Origin of the sequence: Paenibacillus sp. FSL F4-0243 (assembly GCF_037963295.1) — a bacterium.
Taxonomy (GTDB): domain Bacteria; phylum Bacillota; class Bacilli; order Paenibacillales; family Paenibacillaceae; genus Paenibacillus_AQ.
Genome location: NZ_CP150151.1, coordinates 1548186 through 1574626 on the forward strand (window position 1 = coordinate 1548186; position 26441 = coordinate 1574626).

26 protein-coding genes and 1 tRNA gene are annotated in these 26441 nt (G+C 44.7%); 15 read left to right on the top strand and 12 right to left on the bottom strand.

Annotated elements, in window-relative coordinates; translation table 11 throughout:
- Positions 1-51: 51 nt before the first annotated feature.
- Positions 52-1032: an aldo/keto reductase gene (locus NSS87_RS07010; RefSeq protein ID WP_042125126.1), complete on the bottom strand. Its 981-nt coding sequence runs from the start codon at positions 1030-1032 to the stop codon at positions 52-54.
- 228 nt (positions 1033-1260) lie between these two features.
- Between NSS87_RS07010 and leuB the strand changes: the two genes are divergently transcribed.
- From leuB to NSS87_RS07035, 5 genes are all read left to right on the top strand, one after another.
- On the top strand, positions 1261-2343 hold the full coding sequence (gene leuB, locus NSS87_RS07015) for a 3-isopropylmalate dehydrogenase (RefSeq protein WP_042185740.1): 1083 nt from the start codon (positions 1261-1263) through the stop codon (positions 2341-2343).
- A 161-nt stretch (positions 2344-2504) separates the two neighbouring features.
- The gene (locus NSS87_RS07020; RefSeq protein WP_339245818.1) at positions 2505-3044 is read left to right on the top strand and encodes a peroxiredoxin; all 540 of its coding nucleotides are present in this window, start codon (positions 2505-2507) and stop codon (positions 3042-3044) included.
- A 229-nt stretch (positions 3045-3273) separates the two neighbouring features.
- Positions 3274-3681 carry a hypothetical protein gene (locus NSS87_RS07025; protein WP_042125131.1) on the top strand — a complete coding sequence of 136 codons (408 nt, stop codon included), beginning with the start codon at positions 3274-3276 and terminating at the stop codon, positions 3679-3681.
- Between the two features lie 367 nt (positions 3682-4048).
- Positions 4049-5155 (top strand): ATP-binding protein, encoded by a 1107-nt coding sequence (locus NSS87_RS07030; protein WP_339245822.1) that lies wholly within the window; start codon positions 4049-4051, stop codon positions 5153-5155.
- Positions 5156-5286: 131 nt separating this feature from the next.
- On the top strand, positions 5287-6792 hold the full coding sequence (locus tag NSS87_RS07035) for a leucyl aminopeptidase (RefSeq protein WP_339245825.1): 1506 nt from the start codon (positions 5287-5289) through the stop codon (positions 6790-6792).
- 106 nt (positions 6793-6898) lie between these two features.
- On the opposite strand, the gene NSS87_RS07040 is transcribed toward NSS87_RS07035, so the two are convergent.
- The 4 genes from NSS87_RS07040 to NSS87_RS07055 form a co-directional block, all read right to left on the bottom strand.
- Positions 6899-7045: a hypothetical protein gene (locus NSS87_RS07040; RefSeq protein WP_179085847.1), complete on the bottom strand. Its 147-nt coding sequence runs from the start codon at positions 7043-7045 to the stop codon at positions 6899-6901.
- A gap of 103 nt (positions 7046-7148) precedes the next feature.
- Entirely contained in the window at positions 7149-7328 is a 180-nt protein-coding gene (locus NSS87_RS07045; protein WP_076298228.1) for a FeoB-associated Cys-rich membrane protein, read from the bottom strand.
- A 44-nt stretch (positions 7329-7372) separates the two neighbouring features.
- Positions 7373-9385, bottom strand: a complete 2013-nt coding sequence (feoB, locus tag NSS87_RS07050; protein WP_339245828.1) for a ferrous iron transport protein B — start codon at positions 9383-9385, stop codon at positions 7373-7375.
- A complete protein-coding gene (locus NSS87_RS07055) occupies positions 9382-9648 on the bottom strand; it encodes a FeoA family protein (protein WP_331281439.1) in 267 nt (88 codons plus the stop codon). The genes feoB and NSS87_RS07055 overlap by 4 nt, the downstream gene beginning before the upstream one ends.
- Positions 9649-9887: 239 nt before the next feature.
- On the opposite strand from NSS87_RS07055, the gene NSS87_RS07060 reads away from it, so the two are divergent.
- The 3 genes from NSS87_RS07060 (at position 9888) to NSS87_RS07070 (ending at position 13491) form a co-directional block, all read left to right on the top strand.
- Entirely contained in the window at positions 9888-10847 is a 960-nt protein-coding gene (locus NSS87_RS07060) for an aldolase catalytic domain-containing protein (protein ID WP_170880320.1), read from the top strand.
- A gap of 330 nt (positions 10848-11177) precedes the next feature.
- A complete protein-coding gene (locus tag NSS87_RS07065; RefSeq protein WP_339245832.1) occupies positions 11178-13304 on the top strand; it encodes an EAL domain-containing protein in 2127 nt (708 codons plus the stop codon).
- A 113-nt stretch (positions 13305-13417) separates the two neighbouring features.
- Positions 13418-13491, top strand: a tRNA-Gly gene (locus tag NSS87_RS07070).
- Between the two features lie 141 nt (positions 13492-13632).
- Here the strand turns inward: NSS87_RS07070 and NSS87_RS07075 are convergent.
- Complete coding sequence (locus NSS87_RS07075) at positions 13633-14988, bottom strand: dipeptidase (RefSeq protein ID WP_339245835.1); 1356 nt, start codon at positions 14986-14988, stop codon at positions 13633-13635.
- 290 nt (positions 14989-15278) lie between these two features.
- Between NSS87_RS07075 and NSS87_RS07080 the strand changes: the two genes are divergently transcribed.
- From NSS87_RS07080 to NSS87_RS07095, 4 genes are all read left to right on the top strand, one after another.
- Complete coding sequence (locus NSS87_RS07080) at positions 15279-15674, top strand: helix-turn-helix domain-containing protein (protein ID WP_339245837.1); 396 nt, start codon at positions 15279-15281, stop codon at positions 15672-15674.
- 42 nt (positions 15675-15716) lie between these two features.
- A complete protein-coding gene (locus tag NSS87_RS07085) occupies positions 15717-16670 on the top strand; it encodes an RNA methyltransferase (protein WP_339245840.1) in 954 nt (317 codons plus the stop codon).
- Positions 16671-16701: 31 nt separating this feature from the next.
- Positions 16702-17319 carry an NUDIX hydrolase gene (locus tag NSS87_RS07090; RefSeq protein WP_042185753.1) on the top strand — a complete coding sequence of 206 codons (618 nt, stop codon included), beginning with the start codon at positions 16702-16704 and terminating at the stop codon, positions 17317-17319.
- A gap of 167 nt (positions 17320-17486) precedes the next feature.
- A complete protein-coding gene (locus NSS87_RS07095; RefSeq protein WP_156113065.1) occupies positions 17487-17639 on the top strand; it encodes a hypothetical protein in 153 nt (50 codons plus the stop codon).
- A 101-nt stretch (positions 17640-17740) separates the two neighbouring features.
- On the opposite strand, the gene NSS87_RS07100 is transcribed toward NSS87_RS07095, so the two are convergent.
- The 3 genes from NSS87_RS07100 to NSS87_RS07110 all read right to left on the bottom strand — a co-directional run bounded on the left by NSS87_RS07100 (position 17741) and on the right by NSS87_RS07110 (position 20494).
- Complete coding sequence (locus NSS87_RS07100) at positions 17741-18208, bottom strand: ASCH domain-containing protein (RefSeq protein ID WP_339245844.1); 468 nt, start codon at positions 18206-18208, stop codon at positions 17741-17743.
- 26 nt (positions 18209-18234) lie between these two features.
- Entirely contained in the window at positions 18235-20205 is a 1971-nt protein-coding gene (locus NSS87_RS07105) for an ABC-F family ATP-binding cassette domain-containing protein (protein ID WP_339245846.1), read from the bottom strand.
- Between the two features lie 121 nt (positions 20206-20326).
- Positions 20327-20494: a hypothetical protein gene (locus NSS87_RS07110; RefSeq protein WP_156114741.1), complete on the bottom strand. Its 168-nt coding sequence runs from the start codon at positions 20492-20494 to the stop codon at positions 20327-20329.
- A 181-nt stretch (positions 20495-20675) separates the two neighbouring features.
- Between NSS87_RS07110 and NSS87_RS07115 the strand changes: the two genes are divergently transcribed.
- Positions 20676-21053 (top strand): PH domain-containing protein, encoded by a 378-nt coding sequence (locus tag NSS87_RS07115; RefSeq protein ID WP_060625452.1) that lies wholly within the window; start codon positions 20676-20678, stop codon positions 21051-21053.
- 5 nt (positions 21054-21058) lie between these two features.
- On the opposite strand, the gene NSS87_RS07120 is transcribed toward NSS87_RS07115, so the two are convergent.
- Together NSS87_RS07120 and NSS87_RS07125 are read right to left on the bottom strand one after the other, a co-directional pair.
- Positions 21059-21598, bottom strand: a complete 540-nt coding sequence (locus tag NSS87_RS07120; protein ID WP_339245854.1) for a chromate transporter — start codon at positions 21596-21598, stop codon at positions 21059-21061.
- On the bottom strand, positions 21598-22173 hold the full coding sequence (locus tag NSS87_RS07125; protein ID WP_339248449.1) for a chromate transporter: 576 nt from the start codon (positions 22171-22173) through the stop codon (positions 21598-21600). Before NSS87_RS07125 ends, NSS87_RS07120 begins: the two co-directional genes overlap by 1 nt.
- Positions 22174-22382: 209 nt before the next feature.
- Between NSS87_RS07125 and ggt the strand changes: the two genes are divergently transcribed.
- Together ggt and NSS87_RS07135 are read left to right on the top strand one after the other, a co-directional pair.
- Positions 22383-23960: a gamma-glutamyltransferase gene (gene ggt, locus NSS87_RS07130; protein WP_339245857.1), complete on the top strand. Its 1578-nt coding sequence runs from the start codon at positions 22383-22385 to the stop codon at positions 23958-23960.
- Between the two features lie 190 nt (positions 23961-24150).
- Positions 24151-25506 carry an amidase family protein gene (locus tag NSS87_RS07135; protein WP_339245860.1) on the top strand — a complete coding sequence of 452 codons (1356 nt, stop codon included), beginning with the start codon at positions 24151-24153 and terminating at the stop codon, positions 25504-25506.
- Positions 25507-26044: 538 nt separating this feature from the next.
- On the opposite strand, the gene NSS87_RS07140 is transcribed toward NSS87_RS07135, so the two are convergent.
- Positions 26045-26428 (bottom strand): RidA family protein, encoded by a 384-nt coding sequence (locus tag NSS87_RS07140; protein ID WP_042185766.1) that lies wholly within the window; start codon positions 26426-26428, stop codon positions 26045-26047.
- Positions 26429-26441: the final 13 nt, after the last annotated feature.

Here is a 26441-nt window from a genome sequence, read left to right on the forward strand (position 1 = left end):
AGCGATTGGTTCTGCTGAAGCCTTAGCGCCCTTTTTCAAATTATAAGAAACCTACCAAGCGTAAGCTTTAGGAGCTTCTCCGCCCGGTCCTGGGAAGATCTCATCTAAACGTTTAAGGACAGATTCATCTAGCACAATCTCAAGACTGCGCAGTGCACTCTCGAATTGCTCTAGTGTGCGTGGTCCAATAATTGGTGCGGTTACAGCAGGATTGGCTAATAACCATGCTAGTGCTACATTATCTTGTGGTTCCCCAAGCTCCATACATAAGCTTGCAAAAGCCTCAAGCTGATCTTTGTATTGCTCTACGCGCTCAGCATTTCCTCCACTGCGGCTGCCTTCTATTTTCTTAAGTGCATTGCGTCCAAGAAGACCTCCATCCAGTGGGCTCCAAGGAATAACGCCTAGTCCATGATGGAGAGAGGAGGGTAATACTTCAAGTTCAGGAAGGCGACAGGTGAGGCTGTATTTATGCTGCTCAGAAATCAAACCTAAAAAGCCACGTGCCTTCGCTTCTTGTTGGGCTACAGCGATATCCCATCCCGCAAAGTTACTGGAGCCGACATAACCAATCTTTCCTTGGTTTACAGCAAGCTCGAAAGCCCCCCACAGCTCGTCCCAAGAGACACTACGGTCAACATGATGCATCTGGTACAATTCAATATGATCGGTCTGGAGACGCTGCAGAGACCCCTCTAGATGGCGGCGTATAATATAAGATGATAGTCCACCCTCATCATTAGGGCCATCGAGCTTATCGCTCATTGCACCGTATACCTTGGTAGCTAACACGACCTTTTCACGTCGCCCACCACCTTGCTTAAACCAACGACCAATAATCGTTTCTGTTAAACCGGAATTCTCACCCCAACCATAAATGTTAGCGGTATCAAAAAAATTAACACCTGCGTCGAGTGCAGCGTCCATAATACGGAAGGCTTCTTGTTCATCTGTTTGTGGGCCAAAGTTCATTGTTCCGAGACATAGCCGACTGACCTTCATACCGGATTTGCCAAGCTTAGCATATTGCACTTCGCATTCACTCCTTAGGTAGATGATTTCAACTTAATTGTAAACATCTTCAGAAATAAGAGCAAATATGAAGCGGCAATTTGGATAAGTTGTCTTATCTCATTGAATTATAGGCTATGCCTATCAACTCAATAGAATCTATATCTTTGTCCTTTACGACTGGGTATGATACAACAATATAAAGAAGAACTATGTCTGTTAGAGCAGACCACTTGAGGAGTGACTGAGATGAGTGAGGTTAAAAAAATCGCCGTAATCGCAGGGGACGGTATTGGACCTGAAGTAGTAGCTGAAGCAGAAAAAGTATTGAAAGCAACGGAAGAAGTATTTGGTTATGCTTTTAAAACGGAGCACGCTCTTTTTGGAGGCATTGCAATAGACGAAAGAGGTACACCGCTGCCGGAAGATACACTGGAAATCTGTCGCAGTGCTGACGCCGTATTACTGGGCGCTGTAGGCGGACCGAAGTGGGATAACAATTCTAAGGAGCTTCGTCCTGAAACCGGATTGCTTGGCATTCGCAAAGCACTTGGATTGTTCTCAAACTTACGTCCAGCAGTCGTATTCGATTGCCTTAAGGACGCTTCGACATTGAAGCCAGAAGTGCTGGAAGGTACCGATCTTATGGTCGTTCGTGAGCTGACTGGTGGGATTTATTTCGGAGATAAACTGCGTCGTCAAGGTGAACATGGTGAAGAAGCAGTGGATACCTGTGTATATAACGTAATGGAAGTGGAACGAATTGTACGTCAGGCTTTTGAGATTGCTGGCAAGCGTCGCAATAAGCTTGCAAGTGTTGATAAAGCGAATGTACTTGAAACTTCACGGTTATGGCGTGAGGTCGTAAATAAGATTGCTCCAGAATATCCTGAGGTAGAGGTTGAGCATGTACTCGTTGATAACTGCGCAATGCAGCTGCTGCGTCGTCCAGCTAGCTTTGATGTTATCGTTACCGAGAACATGTTTGGTGACATTCTGAGCGACGAGGCTGCGATGTTGACAGGCTCTATCGGTATGCTTGCTTCCGCTTCGATGGGCGATGGTAACTACGGTCTCTACGAGCCCGTTCACGGCTCCGCACCTGATATTGCCGGACAAGGACTTGCGAACCCGATTGCAACAATCCTGTCCTTAGCACTAATGTACCGTTTAACCTTTGGTTATGAGGATGCGGCTGCTGCGATAGAGGCTGCAGTAGCTGAAGTATTGGATGCAGGACACCGTACAAGTGATATCGCCGTAGATAAGAGCAAAGCGATCAGTACATCTGAAATGGGCGACCTGATTGTTGCAGCTATCCGCAAAGCATAATATAATCTAATTTCTAATTACGATTATAGGGGAATTTGTCTAAGATTGACTTTGATTTTGTACGATGATACCATTTGATATGTAGACAAGATGTAAATTATTCCAGCATATCACGACAAGAAATGGTTGGTTTCTTACATAATCAAAGGAGGATTTTGGCAATGGCTGAACGTTTAGTAGGTAGACCAGCTCCAGATTTTACTATGCAAACCGTATCAGGTGATGGTAAGGATTTTGGTAAAGTAAGTCTGTCCGACTATCGTGGCAAATGGCTGGTATTCTTCTTTTATCCTCTGGACTTCACTTTTGTATGTCCGACTGAAATCACAGCTCTCAGTGAAGCGGCTGCGCAGTTCGAAGCGCTTGATACAGAAATTCTCGGCGCAAGTGTTGATTCGATCCACAGCCACAAAGCATGGATCAATACACCTAAGGATTCGAATGGTCTTGGCCGTTTGAATTTCCCGCTTGCTGCTGATATTACTAAACAAGTTGCTAAAGACTACGGCATTCTGATTGAAGAAGAAGGAATTGCATTGCGTGGATTGTTCATCATTGATCCTGAAGGTGAATTGAAATATCAGGTCGTTAATCACAATGATGTAGGTCGCAGCGTAGAAGAAACACTTCGTGTCCTGCAAGCCCTGCAATCTGGTGGCTTATGCCCAATGAACTGGAAACCAGGTGACAGAAACATTTAAATGTTGTTCTGCTATTATCTGATCTTTGATATTCTGATTTCGACCTCCTTGCAGAAGTTTTTTCTGTAAGGAGGTTTTTTGCACCAAAAAAGGCTTAAATAAAAAATGGATTTGAAAATAGGCGTGAAAAGTTATATTATGTCCTCGAGTGGAGGAATCTCCATTGGGGTAATGTAATACAATAATAAAAACTCAGATGGGTTAGTTATTCTAAGGAGGGTGAACAAATATGAGCTTTTGCTGTGGAGCGAGTATGGTAGGAACAAAGGGAACCCTTAAACATTATCGCACGCAAGTCCATAATGTTCCCCTGCTTTTTTGTCCGGTATGTCATCGTGTAGAGGTTCACTATAAGGTCGAAAACGAGTATGAGATCTTGGCGGAATACGCACATGGAGACGGTGTTACTGATGTGGATTTTCAGGACTATGTCATGGAAGACGAAACTGCAATATTCGAGAACGTCATTAACATCGAGAGTGAAGAGCCTCTAGCTATTGTGCGGAGTCAGATCGATATGGCGCTTGACCTGCTTGCTGTAGCCAAACAGATTGAGGATACGAAGTGGGAACGGGAATTGAAGAAAAGATTAGCTGTGATGAGTCAAAGACGCCTTCGTCTGCAACAGAAAGCGTAAGATTATTTACAATTTGGGTCTGACCCATTTCTTTATCAAGGCCTTCGCAACCGCGAGGGCCTTTAGCTTTTTCTATTTTCTTTTAAAAGAGTTTAAATCATTTGAACGAACTAATAGTGATAAATATAATTTGATGTGATATTTTATATGTCTTTGGAATCATTTTATGAATTTTTTTATCATTCGACAGTTTCTCTGATTGCGTTGTCTACTTCACTTGGATATGATTGGAATATAATTGAACCGGTTGGAAAAAGTGCAACGATTACCGAATGTTCTGGCGGCTTCGTCATATACTCAAATACATAGTAATTTGATGTCGCTTTAGCGTCTTCGTCAAATGCAGTAAAAGGGGGAACTTCGTATCGTGATTAGCCAATATCAAGAAAGTCTTCTATTACCGGGAAGAACCTATCAGTCAGGGCCTGTGGATACTACATACGAGGATGTACTAGAGAATATTGACAGCGGAATCATGCTTTTTGATGAAGAGGGAGTTATAAGTTTTGTAAATAAGCAAATGTACGGGATGCTAGAATTAACCCGTCACTCCCTTGTCGGCTGTACAATATCACACTTATTATCTAACGTTAGACTAAGCCGCTTTAAGAAAAAGCAAGTACTGCAAAGCTATAGAGAGATGGTATACAAAGGAAAATCAAATTATGAATTTTTAGACGAGTATGGCCGTTACTGGAAGGTTACATTATGCTGTGGAGAGCAAATGAAGGGTTGTTATTTATTTACAGTTAAAGAAATCTCCGATTATAAGTTGATTGAGCAAACGGCTTACCAGAACGATAGTTTGGCTATGCTAGGTAAATTATCTGCATCTATTGCACATGAAATCCGGAATCCATTAACTGCAATTCGTGGATTTATTCAATTGCTTCACCCGCATCTACAGCAGCTTGGGAAGCAGGAATACGGCAAGATAATCTTGGCGGAGATCGATCGTGCGAACGATATCATTCATGAATTCCTTACTTCCTCCAAGCCGTCAGTTCCTCAAGTGGGGATGATTCCTGTGTCAGCTTTACTCAAGGAAGTAGTGCTGCTTACAGAGAGCGAAGCCCTGATGAAAGGTTGCCAGATCAATCTACATCCTTTTCAGGAGGGAGATATGATGATTTCTGGAGATGTAAAACAAATGAAACAGGTAGTCCTTAACCTGATTAGAAACGCTATGGAGGCCGTTACGGATAGAGCAGATGGTCTAATGGGTAAAATAGAGGTTGGAGCCCACAGAGAGGGTTCTGAGGTCCGTATGTTCATCTCTGATAACGGAAAGGGAATGGATATCCGTACACTGGACAGGTTATTTAGTCCATTTTTTACAACTAAGGAGAATGGGACAGGGCTAGGGCTTTCTGTGAGTGACCGAATCATCAAAAATCATGGCGGATGCATTTCTGTCAGTAGTAGAGTTAATGAAGGTACTCATTTTGTAATCTCATTGCCATTAATTCATTAATCCATTAGTACATTCGATTAGAATATAAAGTGTTTAAGAGGCTGATCCCTGCGGATAATACAGATGCAGAGATCGGCCTTGCTTATGTTACAATGGGGGTTGGTTTTGGGAGACAAATGGAGGTAGACACAATGAATATAGAATTTAATAGTGGCAGTGCCATTAATGAAATACAGGGTGATGCCCTTATTCTTATCATCTCTGAGTCGGAAGCCCAACATGGAGGCCTCTCAGAGAGGTGGAATGACAGAATTCGATTATTAGGAAGGTCAGGTCTCTTTAGTGGGAAGCTGAATCAGACTTATGTACTGCCATTAGATTATCCATCCGGTTGTCCTGTAGCTATTTTAGTTGGAAAAGGGGACCAATTACTTAGTACTGAAGACCTACGTCAAATGGCGGTTCAGATAGCACGTGCAGCACTTCGATTGAAGGCAATACAGCTAGTGTTTCAGTTGCCTGAAGGTGTTCAGGAGCTAACAGAAGATAAGGATATCGTATCTATTGCCTATGCGTTGTCTGAGGGGTTGTCACTTGGTTCCTATCGTCGTCCCACCTATAAGCAGGAGCAATCTCAATATATAGGTCCAAACTCGGTTATTTTTACTATCGAGAAGAAGCCAGCGGATACTTTCGAGCGTGACTGGAATCTTGGCATGCAGAGAGGGCTGGCTTTTGGTGAGGCTACGAATCTGGCACGGAACTTGACGAATATGCCCGGCAATCTGCTGACTCCATCTGACCTAGCTATGGCCGCTATAGAAGTTGCTGAGCGTTATGGATTTCCTTCCGAAGTGCTGGATGAACGGGAAATTGAGCAAAAAGGAATGGGCGGATTGCTCGCAGTCGGAAAAGGAAGTGTAAACCCTCCGCGAATGATCGTCATCCGTTACCAGGGAACGGGGCACTGGGATAATGTAGTGGGGCTGGTCGGTAAAGGGATTACTTTTGATACGGGGGGGATTTCCTTAAAAAGAGCCCCAGGCATGGAAGAGTTAATCAGTGATATGGGAGGCGCAGCGGCTGTGCTTGGAGTCATGGAGGCATTAGGCCGATTACGTCCACGAATTAATGTCGTAATGGTCATTCCATCCGCTGAGAATATGCCATCTGCTAATGCCTTTAAACCCGGGGATATCATTACATCAATGAGCGGAAGAACCATAGAAATATTGAATACCGATGCAGAAGGGAGACTTGTACTTGGGGATGCGCTGACCTATGCCCGGGAATGGGGAGCAAAACGTGTTATTGATGTCGCTACGCTGACAGGTGCAGTGTTGTCGACATTAGGAGATATAGCTACAGGTGCTGTTACTAACAACGAGGAATTTATGGAGCAGTTTCTGACAGCAGCTAATGTTTCGGGTGAAAAAATATGGCAGCTTCCGGCTTACCCGGAATTCCGCGAAATGCTAAAGAGCGAAGTGGCCGATATCCGTAACACCGCAGGTAGGTTCGGGGGAGCCACTACCGCTGGGTTATTTGTAGGTGAGTTTGCGGAAGGTCTGCCATGGATACACCTAGATATTGCTGGAACCGCATTTCTTTCTAAAGAACGTGGAGTTAATCCTAGAGGCGGTACAGGAGTCATGGTTCGCACATTGGTTCAGTGGTTGCTCAGCGAAAGCGAATGATTAGCTCTTCATAATCAACAAAAAGAAACCTCGCCCTAGGACAATGGATGGAAGACCGGCCATTCCCTAAGGCGAGGTTTCTTTGCTTTTGTAAGAATGCTGAAGATTAAATATTGCCACTGGATTTTTTAGCCTTTGATTGAGAAGTAAAGGATTGAATACTGTTCATTATTTTATCGCGAGTTCCCTTATTCTTCAGTAAATAGGCTACGCCCAATGCGGCAGTTGTGAAAAATGTTTTTTTTGTGTTCATAGTGATTACCTCCTTAGGTATGGTCTGTAGTTGCTTATAACAAACATACCCGAAAGCAATGCAAGCTAAACTATGAACCCTTTCATATAACGGTTAGGCAAGCCTACTTCTTCTTATTAACAGGTGTTGAGCAGCAGGAGAGGGGAGAATCTAAAGACGCTGCAGAACAGGTCTTGCCCTTATCACAGCCAGCGCAAGCGCCTTGCTTGCCCTTTTGCACATGTCGATAGATGATCCAGCCTGAATAACCGAAGATCAGAGTGACGATTAGAACATTTACCATTACGGTGCCCCACTTTCATTAAGAGAATCAACGAATTACAAGTTCTACGACCAGCCTAATAATCGCCCACCTTGGAAAATAACAAAAGATACGATATACGCCAGAGCAAGAGAATAGCCAATGGAGAAGAAAGTCCATTTCCAAGAGGCTGTTTCTTTTTTGATAACCCCTACAGTGGCCAGACAAGGAATATATAACAGGATAAAGGCCATAAAGCTGATTGCACTTAGCGGTGTAAAGACTTGTGAAATTTGATTCTCTAATCCAGCGGTATCTGGTGCGTGATAGATGATATTCATCGTAGACACTACAACCTCTTTCGCTAAAAATCCTGGGACCAAGGTAGAGCCGGCCTGCCACGTTCCGAAACCAAGCGGTTCCAGTAGTGGTGCAATCATGCCTCCGAATTTAGCTAGATAGCTATGATCCATTTCTACATCAAATCCGCCAGGACCAGCATAAGACATGAACCAAATAATGGCTGATCCAGCTAGAATAATCGTTCCCGCTTTACGAAGGAACCCTTTGCCCTTCTCCCAAGTGCTGCGCAATAAGGTTTTGATCTGCGGCATACGGTAAGGAGGAAGTTCGATGATGAAGACGGAGGATTCATTCTTGAATAAGTATTTAGAGAATACCTTACAAAGAATTAGGGCAAACACAATCCCCATAACATACATAGAGAGAACGGCAAACGCTTGTTGCTCAGGGAAGAATACAACTGCGAATAATGCATAAACAGGTAATCTTGCAGAACAAGACATCAGCGGCATTAACAGTGTTGTCAGCATGCGATCTTTGGGCTGTTCGATGCTTCGCGCCGCCATAATGGCCGGTACATTGCAACCAAAACCAATGATAAATGGAATGAATGCTTTTCCGTTCAGTCCCATTCGTTCCATGGTGCTGTCCATCAACAAGCAGACCCTTGCCATGTATCCGGAATCCTCTAGGAAGGAAATGATCAGAAAGAGAATAAAGATTTGCGGAACAAAGACCAGTACGCCTCCTACACCGCCGATGATGCCATCCACAATCAATGCATGCGTGAAGCCTGAAGCTCCAATGGTCTGAAGCAGTGAGTTCGTTCCATCACTAATAGGGCCGGATATCAGGCCATCTACGATATCCGATAGGGGGCCGCCAACCCAGTCAAATGTTGTCTTAAAGAGAGCATACATAAAGAAAATAAATAAGGGCAGTCCCCAAAATCGATGAGTCAATACCGAATCTAATCTTTCGGTTAAGTTATGGGGCTTCTGAGCTGTCGTATCAAGGACTTCGACACAAATATTGCGAATATACTCCATACGGTTCGAGCGAATCCATTGCGGGAGTGTCAGGGCGAGTTTTTTGATTTGTAGCTCACTCTGACAAGACTCACAGATATTTAGCAGTCCCGTAACATCTATACGCGACTTCAGAAACTGAAGTATAACCGGATTCTGCTCCAATAGCTGTAGAGCGACCCAACGGTGATTGGGCAGATCTTTTATAGAACGTAATTCCTTTTCTATAGAAGATATCGCTCGCTCGACGACCTCACCATAATTCAGCTTGAACTTTACAGCAGGAATAGCTGACGATTCCTCGAGGATGCTGAGCATCTGTACGCTGCCTTTACGGGTTCTTGCTATAAGTGGGAGGACGGTGACACCCAATCTTGATTGTAAAATGGTTTGATTAATATGAATACCACGCGCATTAGCGACATCAATCATATTAAGACCGAGTACAGTAGGCTTGCCATACTCAAGTAGTTGAAGCGTGAGCAGCAGATTACGTTCCAGCTGGGATGCATCCACGATATTGATTAATGCTTCAGGGGATTCTTCTATCAGATATTGGGCTGCGACCCCTTCATCACGGGAGAGTGGGTGCAGAGAATAGATCCCGGGCAAATCAATGAGCTTGCCTGCCCCGTTCTTCAGATTTCCGATCTTTTTCTCAACCGTAACGCCTGACCAGTTCCCTACATATTCGTATGAAGTCGTTAATGTATTGAAGAGAGAGGTCTTACCTGTATTGGGATTGCCCACAAGAGCTATAGAACTCAAGATACGTTCACCTCAATCAGAGAAGCTTCTTTGCGGCGTATGGCGAACAGCTGGCCGTTACATTCTAGCGTAATCGGTCCCCAAAAAGGTCCCTTTCCTTTAAGACGGATGTTCACACCCTCTGACACTCCGAGATCAGCAAGACGACGGCGTAGAACGGGGTTCATTCCTTCTATTTTATGAATATTTCCAGCAGTGCCAGGTTGTAATTGCAGTAAGGAACAGCAGGTAGAAGTAGCTATTGTAATCCCTCCAAAAGAGATTGAGAATCAATCTCAACTGTTTTCTTGTAATGTAGCATTTTTAAGTGTTTGTATACTGTGACATTTGTCCCTGACCTACTGTGGTAATTACTTTAAAGTGCTAAAGGCGAAATACCTTTACAATTTATTCTTCATTAAAGTATGATTGAACGATATAAATTGCATAGTAAAGCTATGCTAGAGGTTATAATGATTGCAATAGCACATACGATGATTGCAGGAATTGAAGGGAGATAATTATGAAGACTAATCAATGTAAAATTGTTGACTGCACCATTCGCGATGGGGGGCTCGTTAACAACTGGGATTTCAGCGTGGAATTTGTGCAAAATTTGTATGCCGGCTTGAATGAGGCTGGTGTTGACTATATGGAAATCGGTTATAAAAACTCCCCTAAACTGCTCAAAGGAGCAGAAGGTGCTGGACCATGGCGTTTTCTGAACGATGACTTCTTACGTAAAGTTATCCCGCAAAAGGGACATACGAAGCTTTCCGCTTTGGTTGATATCGGTCGTGTGGATGAGAATGATATTTTACCTCGCAGCGAAAGTATGCTGGATCTGATTCGGGTAGCTTGTTATAGCAAAGATGTGGAGAAAGCCTTACAGCTGGTACAAACCTTCCATGATCTAGGCTATGAGACAACGATCAATATTATGGCTTTGTCGAATGTAATGGAGAATGAATTATTAGAAGCTTTCGAAATGATTCGTGAGAGTGTAGTTGATGTGGTATACATTGTGGATTCATACGGTAGTCTAGATCACAACGACATCAATTACTTAGTTGAGAAGTTCAAAACTCATTTGCCAAACAAACGCCTGGGCGTACATACCCACAATAATCTTCAACTCGCGTTCTCCAATACGTTGATTGCTGCTGAGAAAGGTGTAGAGCTGCTGGACGCTTCCTGTTATGGAATGGGACGTGCTGCGGGGAATTGTCCTACAGAGCTGCTAGTGACCCATTTGAAGAATACACGCTACACATTGCGCCCTGTAATTGATATCATTGAACGCCTGATGATTCCTTTACGTGAAAAAGAAGAGTGGGGCTATATCATTCCTTACATGATCACTGGAACGCTTGATGAGCATCCACGCTCAGCAATGGCGCTTCGCGCATCGGCGGATAAGGATAAAGCGGTTGATTTCTATGATAAGCTTACAACACCAGAGGTTAACTTCGGAGATAAATAAACCTGTTGTTCAGAAGCACTGAACCCGTTCGTAGGGGGAAGTGCTTTTTTTTTGAATAAAAATAAAATTTCTATAAGTTTCTCTGATAAATGATTCTAATATTTTTCGCTGAAATACTTACCGTTCTAATAAGAAGCCTGAAGGTATTTTTGCTTGCCTGCTAGAAGAAAATGGTTTATATTTATGCAAGATTTATGAATAATCGCTATAAAAATACGACCTCACAAAAGAAATGTAACTTTAAAGACCGATCTAGCCGATATTTATACATAGGACAAGACTATACATAGTTGCTTAATAATCGACATCATTTTCAGACGCGAGGGATCTATGAGACAAGAAGAGAAAAAGACAATTCAAGCGGCTATTGTAGGAGCCTTACTGTTCCTATTCATTCAAATTTTCCATACATCGTTAAACCGATTGGATAATTGGGATATTATTTCTGCACTCTATCTCATTGTCGGCTGTTGTACTGTTGCTTTTGGATTTGCGATATTTGCACAGGGATGGTTGTTCTTCTCTAGCAGATTATCTAAAGGAAGATTATATGTCGCAGCTCTTTTTGGTGGAATATGTATTATTGATTTCTTGCATACACTCGGCTTTGTAGCATTTCCATTGATTTCATCGTTTATAACCCCTGAGGAATCAAGGTGGCTGCTTACCTTTTCACGTCTATCCAGCGGCCTGGGCATATTGTTTATTTTTAGTAGAGAAGATAAACCAGTGACCGTTACCGAAAAAAGAAATGTATTCAGAATCGCCTTCATGTTGATCGTGCTCTTCATCGCATTATTTGTATTTATCCACTCAGCAGTGCCTGAGTTATTTACTAAGCCTTGGATGAGTACACTTAAACAATTCGTTGATCTGGCAGTACTTTTTGTTTATTTAGCAGGTGTTGCTGCCATCGTATTTCCTGGGAATAATGAAAAGTCAGCCTCGCTGCTTGTTATTATTCGGGCACTTATCTTTTTCTCGCTAGGCCAGGCTTTTTTTATGACTCCCATAAGTGGCGGAAATATTGATGATCTCTTTGGGATGTTATGTAGCGGAATTGCTTATTACCAGTTGCTTACCGGCGTGTATCGCCTGACAATTGAAGAGCCATTTTACGAGAAACAGTTGGCCGAAGAACGGATCAATTATTTGGCGTATCATGATGATTTAACAGGACTTCCTAATAGACGTCGGCTGACACAGCGTGTAGAAGAAATGATTGATGCTGGAGAGACGGACACAAATGATCAACTCTCAGCTTTGGCTATTATGAATATTAATCATTTTAAGAATATAAATGACTCTCTGGGTCATTATGCCGGAGACCTTTTATTGAAATTGGTGTCTGAGCGTCTCAGTAATGAGGCTAGATCCAGTGAAGAGCTGTATAGTATGGGAGCGGATGAGTTTGCTTTTCTAATGACAGAAAGAGCAAGTCTTGGAGAATGCTTGGCACGAGCTACAGAGTTGCTCAGATTATTTGAAGCCCCCGTTAACATAGAATCTGGCGAGTACCATATCTCACTCAGCTTGGGGATGAGTATTTATCCCGGTGACGGGGAAACTGCTGAACATCTCATTCAAAATGCGGATACTGCTGTTCATAATGCGAAGGAACAGGGTGTGGAGATTCGTCGTTATATCCCAGCCATGCAGATGAAGGCAAAGGAACGCTTGAAGCTGGAAAATGACCTTCGAAGAGCGCTTGAGCGTGATGAGTTCTATCTCTTATATCAGCCAAAGGTGCAGCTGGAGACAGAAGAGATTGTAGGTATGGAAGCTTTATTGCGCTGGAATCATCCTAAGCGTGGTATTGTCTCACCTAATGAGTTTATTCCATTAGCTGAGGATAGCGGGCTAATTGTTCCAATTGGGGAATGGGTACTGAAGACGGCGTGCCTGCAAAATAAACAGTGGCAGCTAGCAGGCTACCAGCCGATATGCGTCTCTATCAACTTATCTATGCGTCAATTCCTTCAGCCGAACCTGGCTGGTAAAATTCATACCATTCTGACCGATATTGGTTTGGATCCATGTTATGTAGATCTTGAAATTACAGAGAGTATGACCTTGGATAAAGAAACGGCTTTTGATCAGCTGAAGCGCTTGAAAGAGCTAGGTGTGTTCATTAGCATCGATGATTTTGGTACAGGCTATAGCTCATTGCACTATTTGAAGGATATGCCGATCGACAGGCTAAAAATTGACAGATCGTTTGTCTCTGAGGTTATGGAGGACAGTAATAATGCGGCAATAGTCTCCACGATTACTTCTATGGCGCATCATTTGAAGCTCAAGGTTACCGCAGAAGGGGTGGAGAACAAGGAGCAGCTGCAGTTTTTGCGTGAGCAGCATTGCCATGAAGCTCAAGGGTTTTTGTTCAGTAAACCTATCCAAGCAGCTGAATTTGAGACCTCATTTTTGAAAAAGGCTCCCCTCGGCGCTTCCTTGTAAAATATAAGAAAGTATAAGTTTCACACCATACTCTATGTCTTATATCTCGCATAAAAAAATGTTGATTTTTATTTATCGGGGTGATACAATATCTCTTGTACTCACTTTCCAATGCGGGTGTAGTTCAATGGTAGAACTTCAGCCTTCCAAGCTGATAGCGTGGGTTCGATTCCCATCACCCGCTCCATAATTTAAACTTCCAAATCCTTGCGATGCAAGGATTTTTTTATGTTTTGGTTGATGGTTTTGTTATGAACTATTCTTAGATATCAAAAAGCCAGGCTCCTCAATGAAGAGGAGTCTGGCTTTGTTATACTACCTGATTCTCTTAAACAGTCTTCAAGAACTCAACAATGGTGAGCAGTCCCTTATCAAAGTTCTCTAGGTTGAAATGCTCATCCGGTGCATGCAGGTTCTCATCATCAAGGCCAAAGCCCATCAGGACCACTGGTGCTTCAAGTACACGGGAGAAGCTTTCCATGATCGGAATGGAGCCACCGTCTTTGGTGAAGAGGGCACGGGTTCCGTATACTTTGCCGTAAGCGTCTGCTGCAGTTTGTAGAATAGGGTTCGATGGATCGATGTTAAAGGCACGTGCCTTCTCCATTTGCGTCACATGCACTTTCGCTCCGGTTTGAATATTAGCCTTCAGATGCGCTTCAACGGCATCAAGAATATGCTGTGGATCCTGATCGCCAACGAGACGGCAAGTAATCTTGGCATGTGCTTCTTTTGGAATAACTGTCTTGCTTCCTTCGCCTTGGAAGCCGCCATACACACCGTTAAGTTCAAGTGTAGGGCGAGCACCAATACGTTCTACAAAAGAATAACCTTCTTCGCCGTATAACGCATCAAGTCCGAGTCCTTCACGAATCTTATCTTCATTCACGCCTTGCTTCACGAATTCCTCACGTAGCATTGGAGAAAGTTCAGGTACACCATCATAGAAGCCTTCTACAGAAACACGACCTTTGTCGTCATGAAGGGAGCTGAGCAGGGACACAAGAGCGTGCAGTGCATTCGGAACGCCACCACCGTAAGAACCGGAGTGCAGGTCTGTAAGAGCTGTAGTTACGCTCACTTCAAGTGATCCTAGGCCACGTAGTCCTGTGCAAATTGCAGGGCGACCGCGTTCCAGCAAGGAAGTATCGGAGACTAGCACCGCATCCGCAGCCAGCTTCTCTTTGTTAGTTTCCAGGAATGGAGGGAGATTTGCACTGCCGATTTCTTCTTCACCTTCGATGCAGAGCTTGATGTTAACAGGAAGAGTACCTTCTTGTTTCAGGATTGCTTCAATCGCTTTGAGGTGAATGAATACTTGTCCTTTGTCATCCGTTGCTCCACGTGCATACAGCTTGCCGTCACGGATTTCTGGTTCAAAAGGAGGTGTAGTCCACAGGTTTAGCGGATCTACTGGCTGCACATCGTAGTGGCCGTATACAAGAATGGTTGGCTTACCCGGAGCATGAAGATAGTCAGCATATATGACGGGATGTCCCGCTGTCGGATGAAGTTCAATGTTCTCAAGTCCGGCTTTCTTTAGTGTGTCTGTCAGCCAATGGGCTGCAGCTAGTACATCGTCCTTATGCTCAGACAAGGCAGAAATACTTGGAATCTTGAGCCATTGTTTTAGTTCTTCGAGATGTTCATCCCGGTGTGTTGAAAAATACGTTTCATATGACATAGTGTGTATGTACCTCCTTAAGTTTTGCTGCGCAAAACCGGCTATGAGCTTAATCGCCATGCGTGACCGTCTTGTTTAGCATTCTATAGGAATCATTATACTGGAGAACTCACTATGGATCAAAAGCGATTGGAAAGACGTCTTATCTGATCCTTGAGACCGGAGCTTTTTTTCGCAATTAATAGTTCCTTTCCGGTTGTTGATTACTAACAGTAACCATGATAAGCTGATTAAACTTAAGGGACAAGAAGGCACTATTACATGCTTGAGTTCCTATGGAGGTATCCACTTTGGAACATTCAATGGACGAACCCATTCGGCTAATGCCGACGCTAGAGGATTGCTCCATCACCCGCCAGATTCTCGATAGGGTTGGGGACAAATGGAGTGTGCTCATCATTGTTAATTTGGGTGCAGAAGCATTGCGGTTTAAAGAACTTCAGCGGCGTTCTGGTGGTATATCACAACGGATGCTGACCCAAACCCTGCGTCATTTAGAACGAGATGGTATAGTTTGGCGTAAAGCTACGCCTACGGTACCTTTGACTGTTGAATATGGTCTGACGAGTTTAGGAGAGTCCTTGCTGGATCCTTTAACTTCCCTAGTGGAATGGGTCAATAGAAACAACGCTGAAATCGCCAAAGCGCGTATAGGGTATGATCGTCAGCACGAAATGTTGGAGTAGCAAGCTAGGTGTACAATTTACTGGGATAGAGGATGGATTATTTTGCAAAATAAAAGTGAAAAAAACACATTTTTATATACTTACACCTGTTCAGAGGACGAGTTATCGCTATGTCAGATGGAGCTTCGTTGTCTTTTTGGAGAGGAAGTACCTTCTTCAATCTTTAAGAGTGAGGTAGAGGTGGATGTCAGCCGCAGTCCCTTCATAAAAGAACGAATTGATGTTATGTACGAAGGAGATAGCTTGCCTGAGATTTATGATCAAACGGAGCAGGTGGAGCTTGGGGGTAAGACATTTAAGGTTATTTTTGTGAAGACCAATGATCTGTCCCCTGCGGACAAAATAGAATATGATGAGCGAAGAGTGATCGAGCGAGAAATTGGGCTGCGGATTGAAGGGGAAGCGGATGTTAACCATCCAGAGCTGGTATACGGCATTGTTACGCTGGGCGGTCGCTGGTACTTTGGAGCTTATCATAAGAACAAGGCCACCTGGTTCCGTCAAATGAAAAAGCCGCGTAGCTACTCTATCGCGCTTAGCACACGTGTAGCCCGAGCTGCGGTCAATATAGCCGTTCCGAATCCGGAAGGTGTACGAGCTATCGATCCTTGCTGCGGCATCGGAACAGTAATGGTAGAAGCCCTCTCGATGGGAATCAATATGGTTGGACGTGACATTAACCCTCAAATCGCGATCGGTGCCAGAACGAATATTGCCCATTTTGGATTCACAAGTGAGGTTACGCTTGGAGATATTGCTGACATCACAGAACATTACGATGTAGCTATTGTAGATATGCCTTATAATCTATATTCTAGTATTACACCTGAGGAACAGTTTGCGATTCTAGTGAATGCGCGCCGGATTGCAGATCGGGTAGTTATCGTTGCGATTGAACCGATGGATAAGATGATCACGGAGGCTGTATTTACGATTATAGACCGCTGTGAAGCTAAAAAAGGTTTGTTCTCCCGTCATTTAATGCTTTGCCAGTAATCCTAATCAAGTTATTTAAAGGGGTGCAGCAATGGAGCAGAAATGGTTAACCTGGGCTAAAGAAATACAGGCCATCGCACAGACTGGACTAACTTACGCTAAAGATGTCTATGATATAGAACGGTATCAAGCTTTGCGGGAGCTAAGTGTAGATATCCTCGCTAATTATACGTTCGAAAGCAAGGAGAGAATAAGACTCTCCTTTGCTAGTGAGGGTGGCTATTCTACGCCGAAAGTGGATATCCGTGGTGTTGTTTTTCAGGATGACAGAATCCTGCTTGTCCGCGAGAAATTGGATGGAAAGTGGGCGCTTCCCGGGGGCTGGGGAGATATCGGTCTGTCACCGAGTGAAGTCGTTGTTAAGGAAATTCAAGAAGAATCAGGATTTGAGACAGAAGCAATTCGCTTGCTGGCTGTTTTAGATAAGAAATTTCATAACCATCCTCCGGAGCCGTATCACGTGTATAAGTTTTTTATTTTGTGCAGAATTGTAGGCGGCGAGGCGCTGCAAGGGGTGGAGACGAGTGAAGTATCCTTTTTTGCTGAAGATGAACTGCCTGAGCTCTCATTAGAGAGGAATACAAGTGAGCAGATTGAAACGATGTTTGAATATTTACGAAATCCAGAAAAAGTAGTAATATTGGACTAAGAATTTGCATATTATGTATGACTTCCGTAAGTGATGTTTTTAATGATGTAAATGATGGGTAATAATTATTATGTAAGCACTTACAATGTTGGTATTCTAAGCTTTTAGGTCGAGCGGTCTACATTTTTTCCTCTACTGTGACGATAAGAATTTTAGGAGGGGATCGCATGGAACAAGAAGAGTTGAGCATTCCATTGAAACAGGAAAATGTGGTGCGTCCTGCAGAGGGCAATATTGCCACTGGGCTGGTTTGGGGTATCTTAATCAGCATTCCGTTATGGATCTCTGTGATTGGCTGGATTCTGGGGTTTTGGCGCTGAGCCGTATTTTAATAATTATCTAACTCTATTAGTTGTATGGTATACATCAAAGGCGGTCTCTTCGTAACTGAAGAGGCCGCCTTTTTAGTTTCCTGTGTTTCTCAAGATTTCGAATATAACAGTCTAAAGTTCTCGCAAACTACCTTCATCTTTGGATCAAAAGGCTTCTTCAAGAACGCTAAGGATTCTCTGGAGAAGAACTTCTCATACTCATGGCGCCACGACTCTAACGTTCTGTCATCCTCGCCTTCGCTATAGGCAAAGTCAGCGCCTACCTCATCAAAAGGTGTAATTTGCACATCTGTCGTAACGATCACTGCTTGCGGATTACCACGACCGTCCAGCAGGATACTATGTCGGCCAATTTCTGGTAAGGTCTCGTCACAGACTGCATAAATTTCATAGTTCGAAGCGGTTCCTGTCTTAATCCTGCGTATCACCAGATCTAGCAGTTCTTCGGCCATTTGAGGACTGTCGCCAAAGGCCCAAGCCTCGTAGTTATCCGCTGCTTGTGGATGAAGCTGGGTGTATTCTTCCCAAAAAAGCTTAATCTTCGTTTCGTTGCTCATATCCGTATCTCCTCATGTAATAATCGTTAGTGTCCCGCAGTTTCCATCCAGCCCGCATAGAGCTCATCTAGTTGCTCTTGCACTGCATCGCGTTCTTTCTGTAGCTCGGCGAGCTCTGCCGCATTGCTACTGATCAGTGGATCTAGCATTTTGGCATCGATTTCCCCAAGCTGATCCTCAACTTCGGCAATAGCCTTTTCCCAATCAAAGTGGATACTCTTCTTGCGGGAACTGGACGAGTTAGCCGTAGTGACATTAACATTCACGGAACGGTTAGATTGAGGCTTACCGGAGCGTGCAGTGGTTCCATCTGAAGAGAAAGGCTTAGGCTGATCAGGAATAGAGACTGGTGCTGCTAACGGCTGTTCAGCTTGCTTCTCCTTGTAATACTCATAGTTGCCGTTGAAAACTCCAAATCGTCCACTTTCAATGGACCAGAGCTTATGGAACAGACGATTAATGAAATAGCGATCATGTGAAACGGCCAGCACTGTACCTGGGAATTCTTCTAATGCTTCCTCTAGCGCTTCCCGGGAGTCAATGTCTAGATGGTTCGTTGGTTCATCCAGAATTAACAGGTTTGGTTTACGATGCATCAACACAGCGAAACGCAGGCGGGTCCATTCCCCTCCGGATAGATTCGTGATGTCTTTGAATACATCGGCACCGTAGAATAGGAAACGTGCGAGCTGCCCGCGCGCTTCACCTTCTTCTAGTCCGGCCTCTTCACGGAAGTAGCGGAGTACGGACTGTTTGTTATTGTCAGGGACAGCCTCTTGCGCGAGATAGCCAACAACGGTTCTTGAACCAAGCGTGCAGCTTCCGGTATCTGGAGTCTCCTGACCTAATATAATTCTTAAAAGCGTACTTTTCCCTGCCCCGTTACCACCGATAAGTGCCGTAGTTTCTCCGTAGCGAAGAACTTCGTTTGCGTCTGTAAACAGGCTTCGCTCTCCATATGCCTTACCGATATCCTCCAGTATGACGACTTGATTCCCGGAGCGATCATTTTGCTGTAGCTGCAAATCCATCGATTTGCGCTCAAGAATAGGACGTTTAACCTTTACCATACGATCCAGTGCTTTTTGCATGGAAGCTGCTCGCCGGTAAAAGGCAGGGTTTGGGGGAGTTCCCCGATTACCAAATTCGATGAGGCGTTTGATGCTCTCCTGCATTTGCTTTATTTTTTTCTGTTGTTCTTGATAATCAGCAAATTGTTGAAGTAGACGTGTTTCCTTCTCTATTTGATAGCCGCTGTAGTTGGTATGGAAGGTAAAGGCCTCGCCATCCTCAATCTCGATCACTTTCTTGACTACAGCGTCGAGGAAGTAACGATCATGGGAAATGGCTAACACTGTACCGTCATAGCTCTGTAAGTACTGCTCTAACCACTCGATGGCGTTCATGTCTAGATGATTGGTTGGCTCATCGAGTAGAAGTACATCAGGTCTACGCAGCAGGAGTTCTGCGAGTCCGACTTTAGTTTTCTCGCCGCCAGAAAGAGAGGAGAAGAGTCGGTTATATTGCCCAGTTCCGATTCCTAGACCAATGGCAACTCGCTGAATGGAGGATTCAATTTCGTAACCTCCTGCGGTCTCAAATTTATCCTGAAGGCTACCATATTCTTTCAGCAGTCGATTCCATAGCATTTCATCCGTTCCGGTATTGAAGGTGGACATTTCAAGCTCCAGCTCTCGCAGGCGTTGTTGCCATTGCAAAGGTTCAGCAAAGCTACGCTGTAGAACTTCATATACGGTTTCTTTTTCGTTAACCTCTTGAATTTGAGCCAGCATTCCTACTACACTACCTTTGCGAATTGAGATTTGCCCTTGATCGGGGCGCTCTTCGCCATTCAGTAAGTGGAAAAGTGTAGTTTTACCGCAGCCATTGCGGCCGATTAGACCGATTTTTTCTCCTTGGCGGATATCGAAGGTGATGCTATTTAGTACGAGCTGTGCACCGTGGTATTTTTGAACATTTTGGCATTGAATAATCATATATATTCTCCTTTAAGAATGCCCTTTGCAACGCCAGAACCCTAAATCGAAACTGGAATTCTGTAAAAAACCATAAAAAAAGACCGTAGGGAAATTTCCCTACGGCCTTATCATTCTCCGGTTAACTGATCCGTCCGGGTGATGGCAGGAAAGGCATTTCACAATTGTGTAGTGTTATTAAATTCATGGAAATGGACAGACTTCTCCCGTTATCGCCATTTACATGAGCAATGCCAGCTATCGCTTTAGGTAGCCGACTCATAACACTGTTGGTCCAGTTGTGATCCATTCCTTCCACACCCCTTTCTTAACAAATTTAATGACAGTGTAAACAATAATCGGAAATTTAGCAAGTAAAAAGATGGCAAAGCGAAGTTTTACACTGCATAGAATATGAATCGATGAATAATATGGTTCTATGTGTGGGGAGATGTGCCACTAAAAAATAACAGATGAAAAGGGGAAGTTATATGGCACTTTTTGACGGATTGATGGGTAATGCATCACAAGTAAATCTAGCGGAGGTACAGCGGGAATATGCACAAATCCTTGCCCCTCAAGAGAAAATTGAACGAGCCTACAAGCTGATTAGAGATATGTTTATTTTTACAGACAAACGACTGATTCTAGTGGATAAACAGGGACTGACGGGGAAAAAGACGGACTATCATTCCATCCCATACAAAAGCATCTCGCATTATTCCGTGGAGACGGCAGGGCACTTTGATCTGGATGCGGAGCTATGTATCTATATTTCCAGCAGCACTGTGCCACTCAAGAAGACCTTTAATAAATCCGTGAATATTTATGAGGTACAGGCGGTATTGTCACAATATATTTTAAAATAGTTTAGTTAGACCGTGTAGCGGAGTACCAGACCACCATAGGCAAAAGCGGCTAAGATGACAAAGGCAGGATGCAGCTTAAGCCGCTTGATGGCCCAGAATGCGATTGCGGCAATGAACAGTGTTTGCCAGATTCCGATAGAGTCCGCAGGACCTTTGGCCATTGTCCAAGTGAGTACAGCCATCATAACTGCTATAACGGGTTGGACAAGCAATGTCATCCCTTTCACTACGGGGGATTGCTTGTATTTTTGCATGACCTCTAACAGGATAATAAGCGCTACTGCGGAGGGCAAGACGGTTGCTAACAAAGCTATGATGAGTCCTAACCAGCCGTAGACATCATAGCCGACGTAAGCTGCGATTTTGGTAGCAATTGGGCCAGGCAGTGCATTGCCAAGTGCAAGCATGTTAGAAAACTGTTCATCGGTCAGCCAGCCGTAATGGGGAACGATTTCTTGATACATCAATGGAATAGAGGAAGGACCACCGCCGTATCCAAGCAAATTCGCCATGAAAAATCCGTAAATGAGCTCTAACCAGTCCATCAATTTGATCCTCCTTGTTGTTGCTTCCCGATGATCCGGTAATGAACGGCTCCGTAACCTAGAAAAAGCACGATTACGAGAGCTGGATGTATGTGAATTATTTGTAGCAGAAGTAAGGCGAGAAGGATGAAGACAGCGCTGAGATATTTTCCTAGCCCTTTATAGGCTTTTTGCGCAAACTCATATGCCATTATTCCTAACATGACAGCAATGACAGGAGATACCCCCGCGATCATTCCAGCTACTACTTTTGAGCTACTTAAATAATTTACAGCTGATAACAGTATGATCATAGCCAGGCAGCTAGGTAAAATATGTGCCAGAACTGACAGTATCGCCCCCCTAACTCCTCGAAGTTTATATCCAAGATAAGCCGCCATTTTGGTAGCAATAGGTCCCGGTAGCGCGTTGGCAATCGCCAATGTCTCCCCGAATTCATCATCGCTTAGCCAAGTGTAGCGAGTTACCGCATCATGCCGGATTAATGGAATCACGGAAGGCCCTCCGCCATAGCCGACAATCCCAGTTCTGAACATGGCGATAGCTAATTGTACATAGTCTTTATGGATGGATATCACGTGAGACCCCCCTTGTGTTTAGAGCCCATTCTATACAAATCATATGTGTGAAGCTACGAGGTTGACTAGAAATTAGCTAATGTTTGTGCATGAATCACAAAAAGAGGATGGTTATTTTGAGGTTTGGCGTAACCGATTGACAAGGGATTTTTATGTAATGTTAAATGACATTAATTAAGTGAGAAGTTAATAGGGAGATGGGGAACATGGCGGAGAAACCTGTAATAGGCACAAAAACAATGGTCGTCAGCCCTCATTATTTAGCTTCGGCTGCGGGTGCGCGCATTTTGGAAAAAGGGGGAAATGCCTTTGATGCGGCGGTGGCGGTTAGTGCGACGCTCGCTGTAGTCTACCCACATATGACGGGGCTTGGTGGGGATTCGTTCTGGTTGACCTATAGCACAGAAGAGGCGCGTGTCCGGGCGTATAACGGAAGTGGACGGTCGGGTTACGGAGTTCGCAGAAGTTGCTATGCCGGTGAGGGAGCTATTCCGAGGCGGGGGATCCGCAGTGCCATCACCGTACCGGGGATGGTGGATAGCTGGGACGCCATGCTCAGCAAGTATGGCCGCTTAACGCTGGCAGAGGTGCTGGAGCCAGCCATCGGCTATGCTCAGAGTGGGTTTCCGCTGTCGCCAGACCAGCGGAATAATACGCTGTTTGCTGGAACGGCGTTGTCGGCGGAGGCGTCCGCGATTTATATGCCGGGTGGAGTGGCTGTGTCTGCTGGATCGAGATTTCAGCAGACACAGCTGGCGACAACCCTGAGGACGTTGGCTGCGGGTGGACGGGATGCTTTTTATAAGGGGAAGATTGCTGAAGATATTTGTGATTATATGCTGGCAGCTGGGGGCTATCTCACACGGGATGATTTTGCGGATCATCAGGGGGATTGGGTCGAGCCGATTCATGCGGAATATCATGGGCATAGGGTGTATCAAGTGCCGCCAAATTCTCAAGGGTTTACGGGGCTGATGAGTCTTAATATATTGGAGTATTTTAATTTCGGAGAAATCGAGCATGGCTCTTATGAATATTACCACCTGCTTGTTGAAGCGCTGAAGCTGAGCTTTCGTGATCGGGATAGAGTGCTTACAGATCCGGATTTTAGTGCTATTCCTTTGGTGCAGTTGCTGGATAAGAACTATGCAGGGCAACTAGCGTCTACAATCTCGATGCAAAAAGCGGCACAGCTGACAAGTCAGCCTATAGGCAGTGATACGGCTTATGCTGCGGTGGTGGATGAGGAGGGGAATGCGGTCTCCTTTATTCAGAGTCTGTATTTTGAATTTGGCTCAGGTGTGGTGGCTGGGAATACAGGGATTCTGCTACAGAATCGGGGTTCATTTTTCTCGCTTGATCCGAACCATATCAATACGCTTGAACCGCATAAGCGCAGCTTCCACACACTGATGCCAGCCATGGCCTGCCGCGAGGGCAAACCTGCGATTCTATATGGTACGCAAGGTGGTGAAGGTCAGCCGCAGACTCAAACGTTGCTACTTACAAGGATGCTGCATTATGGGATGAATCCGCAAACGGCTGTAAGTGAACCACGTTTTGTATGGGGGAGGACATGGGGGGAGCCTACGCAGGAGCTGAAGGTAGAGGGACGGGTAGCGGATGAGGTGCTGGCAGATCTGGCGGGAGCCGGTCATATTGTCCGGAAAGTGGAAGCATATGACGGGAGCATGGGTCATGCTCACGCGATATCCATAGATGACAATGGGTATCGTAGTGGGGGGGCGGACCCTCGCTGCGATGGCGCGGCGATAGGTTGGTAGGGTGAGGTGAGAGTAGGTAGAATTTGGGTTGGAGGTGGGTTGCAGGCGACACCTTGAAGTGAAAGGCTTCTTAGAAAGGTGTAACAGAAAGCCCTAGTTTATTGGACATGAGATTTTAGAAGGATGATTAAAATCTTAGACGAGTTGATTAAGATCTTAGAAGGAATGTTGAGGGGAGGAGGAAGGGGATATGGTGGATAATAGGTATGGCGCGTTCATAGATTCTGAGCTAACAGTCGGACGTTTAGGGAATGGGATATTGGACGGAATGACCTTTGCTGTAAAAGATGTGTATGCGATCGCAGGGCACAGCTCTTCTGCAGGTAATCCAGATTGGCTGCGGAGCCACAATCCCTCTACAGAACATGCAGCAGTAGTACGCCAGCTGCTCCAGTCGGGAGCGACGCTTCGAGGAGCGACTCATACGGATGAGTTAATGTACAGTCTGGGCGGTGAGAACCATCATTATGGAACGCCCATAAATCCACGTGCTGCAGGCTGTATCCCAGGTGGTTCTTCTAGTGGATCGGCAGTAGCGGTAGCTTCAGGTAGTGTTGATTTTGCGCTCGGAACAGATACAGGTGGTTCTATTCGAGTCCCTTCCGCCTATTGCGGAGTATATGGCTTTCGCCCGACGCATGGTGCTGTGAATATGGAAGGTGTGATCCCGTTATCACCGCAATTTGATACAGTAGGCTGGATGGCTGATCGTATGGATGTGCTCCAGAAAGTGGGGGAGGTTTTACTTGGAAATGGGCGCATGGATGAAAAAGTAACGATGAGCATAGATGGAAATTTAGAATTGAATATAGAGAACGGTGGGGGAAAAAATGAAGAGGAAGAATTGGAGAATAATTTACAAAAAAACATAGAGGATCAGATACCGAAGAGCAAAGAAAATCATGTGGAATATAATTCTAGAAAGGATAAAGAGGATGATTCACAAAAGAAAATGGGGACTTTATTTGTCGCTACGGACTGTTGGGATTTGGTTGCCCCAAAGGATGTAAGTATTCTAGTGGACGGATTGAATCGTTTGCGGACTGGTGCTGATCATTTCCTCAAAACTGAAATAGCTCGAGAAGGTTTAAAAGTCTGGATGGATGTCTTTCGAGAGCTACAAGGCAATGAGATCTGGACAACCCATAGCGCCTGGATTGAGAAGGTGAAACCAGTTTTTGGGCCTGATATTGCGGCCCGGTTCTCTTGGGCTGCCAGCTTAGCGGGCAAGGACCACAGTATCGCTCTGAATAAACGAGCGGAGATTTCTACCCAGTTGCGCCAGCTGCTGGGTCAAGATAATTGTCTTGTGATTCCGACAGTACCTGGTACTGCACCGCTGCGTGGTGGGGGTTTGCGTCAATTGGAGGAGAACCGTAGTGGGGCGATGATGTTGAGTTGTATAGCTGGATTGGCAGGCCTGCCTCAAGTAACATTACCTATGCTCTCTACAAATGGACTGCCGCTGGGATTGTCGGTTATCGCCGGACATGGTCAGGATCTTCGGTTACTCTCATGGGTGAAGGAGGTTTGGCGGCGACCTTGAGATGACGGGACTTGATGGGTTTTGAGATGATAGGTGAAATTGGTTTTTTAAAAAATGAACTCAATGTGATGAAGTAGGCTCAATAATGGTGTGATAGAGTAAAAGAAAAATTCAGTGCTCAAAAGTTGGCTAAGACCAGCGTTTCAGTAAACACCTCCATGCGAAGAAAAAGAACGGTATAAATCCCGTAGAATGCGCGAAATTGGCCCGTATAGCTGAAAAGAACGGTATAAATCCCGTAGAATGCGCGAAATTGGCTCATATTGCGGGGAAGAAGGGCAAAAATACCCTAGAATCCTGTAATTCCGGCCATATTACAGGAAAGAGGGGGATAAATACCCTAGAATCCAGTGATTCCGGTCATATAGCCGAAAAGAGGGGTATAAATCCCCCAGAATCCAAGAATACTGGTGATATTACCGGAAGAAGGGGTATAAATGCCCCACACCAAAAAGGTCAGCCACGACACACTCGCGTTTCATCTCAACACGCAAACAAAGCACCTTCCGTGAAGAAGGTGCCATGCCACGTCCGAGCTCTATTCTACGAATGCTTCGACTTCTATTTCTACTAACAATAGTGGATCAATAAGCGCTTTTACCTCTACCATGGTTGCTACAGGCTGAATATCTTTGAAAAATTCGCCGTGTGCTTTGCCGACTTCTTCCCAGCGTGAGATGTCTGTCACGAACATTCTTGTTCTAATTACATGCGACAAATCAGCATCTAGCTGGTTTAGCGCTTTTTCGATGGTATGTAGAATGAATTTCGTCTGCGCGTATGGATCTCCTACACCGACTATTTCCCCGTCTTGCATGGCTGTTGTTCCTGCGACTTCGATACGATTGCCGATTCGGATGGCGCGAGAATATCCAACCACCGACTCCCAGGGTGAACCCGTAAACACTTGCTTTTTACTCAAAAGATCCCCTCCA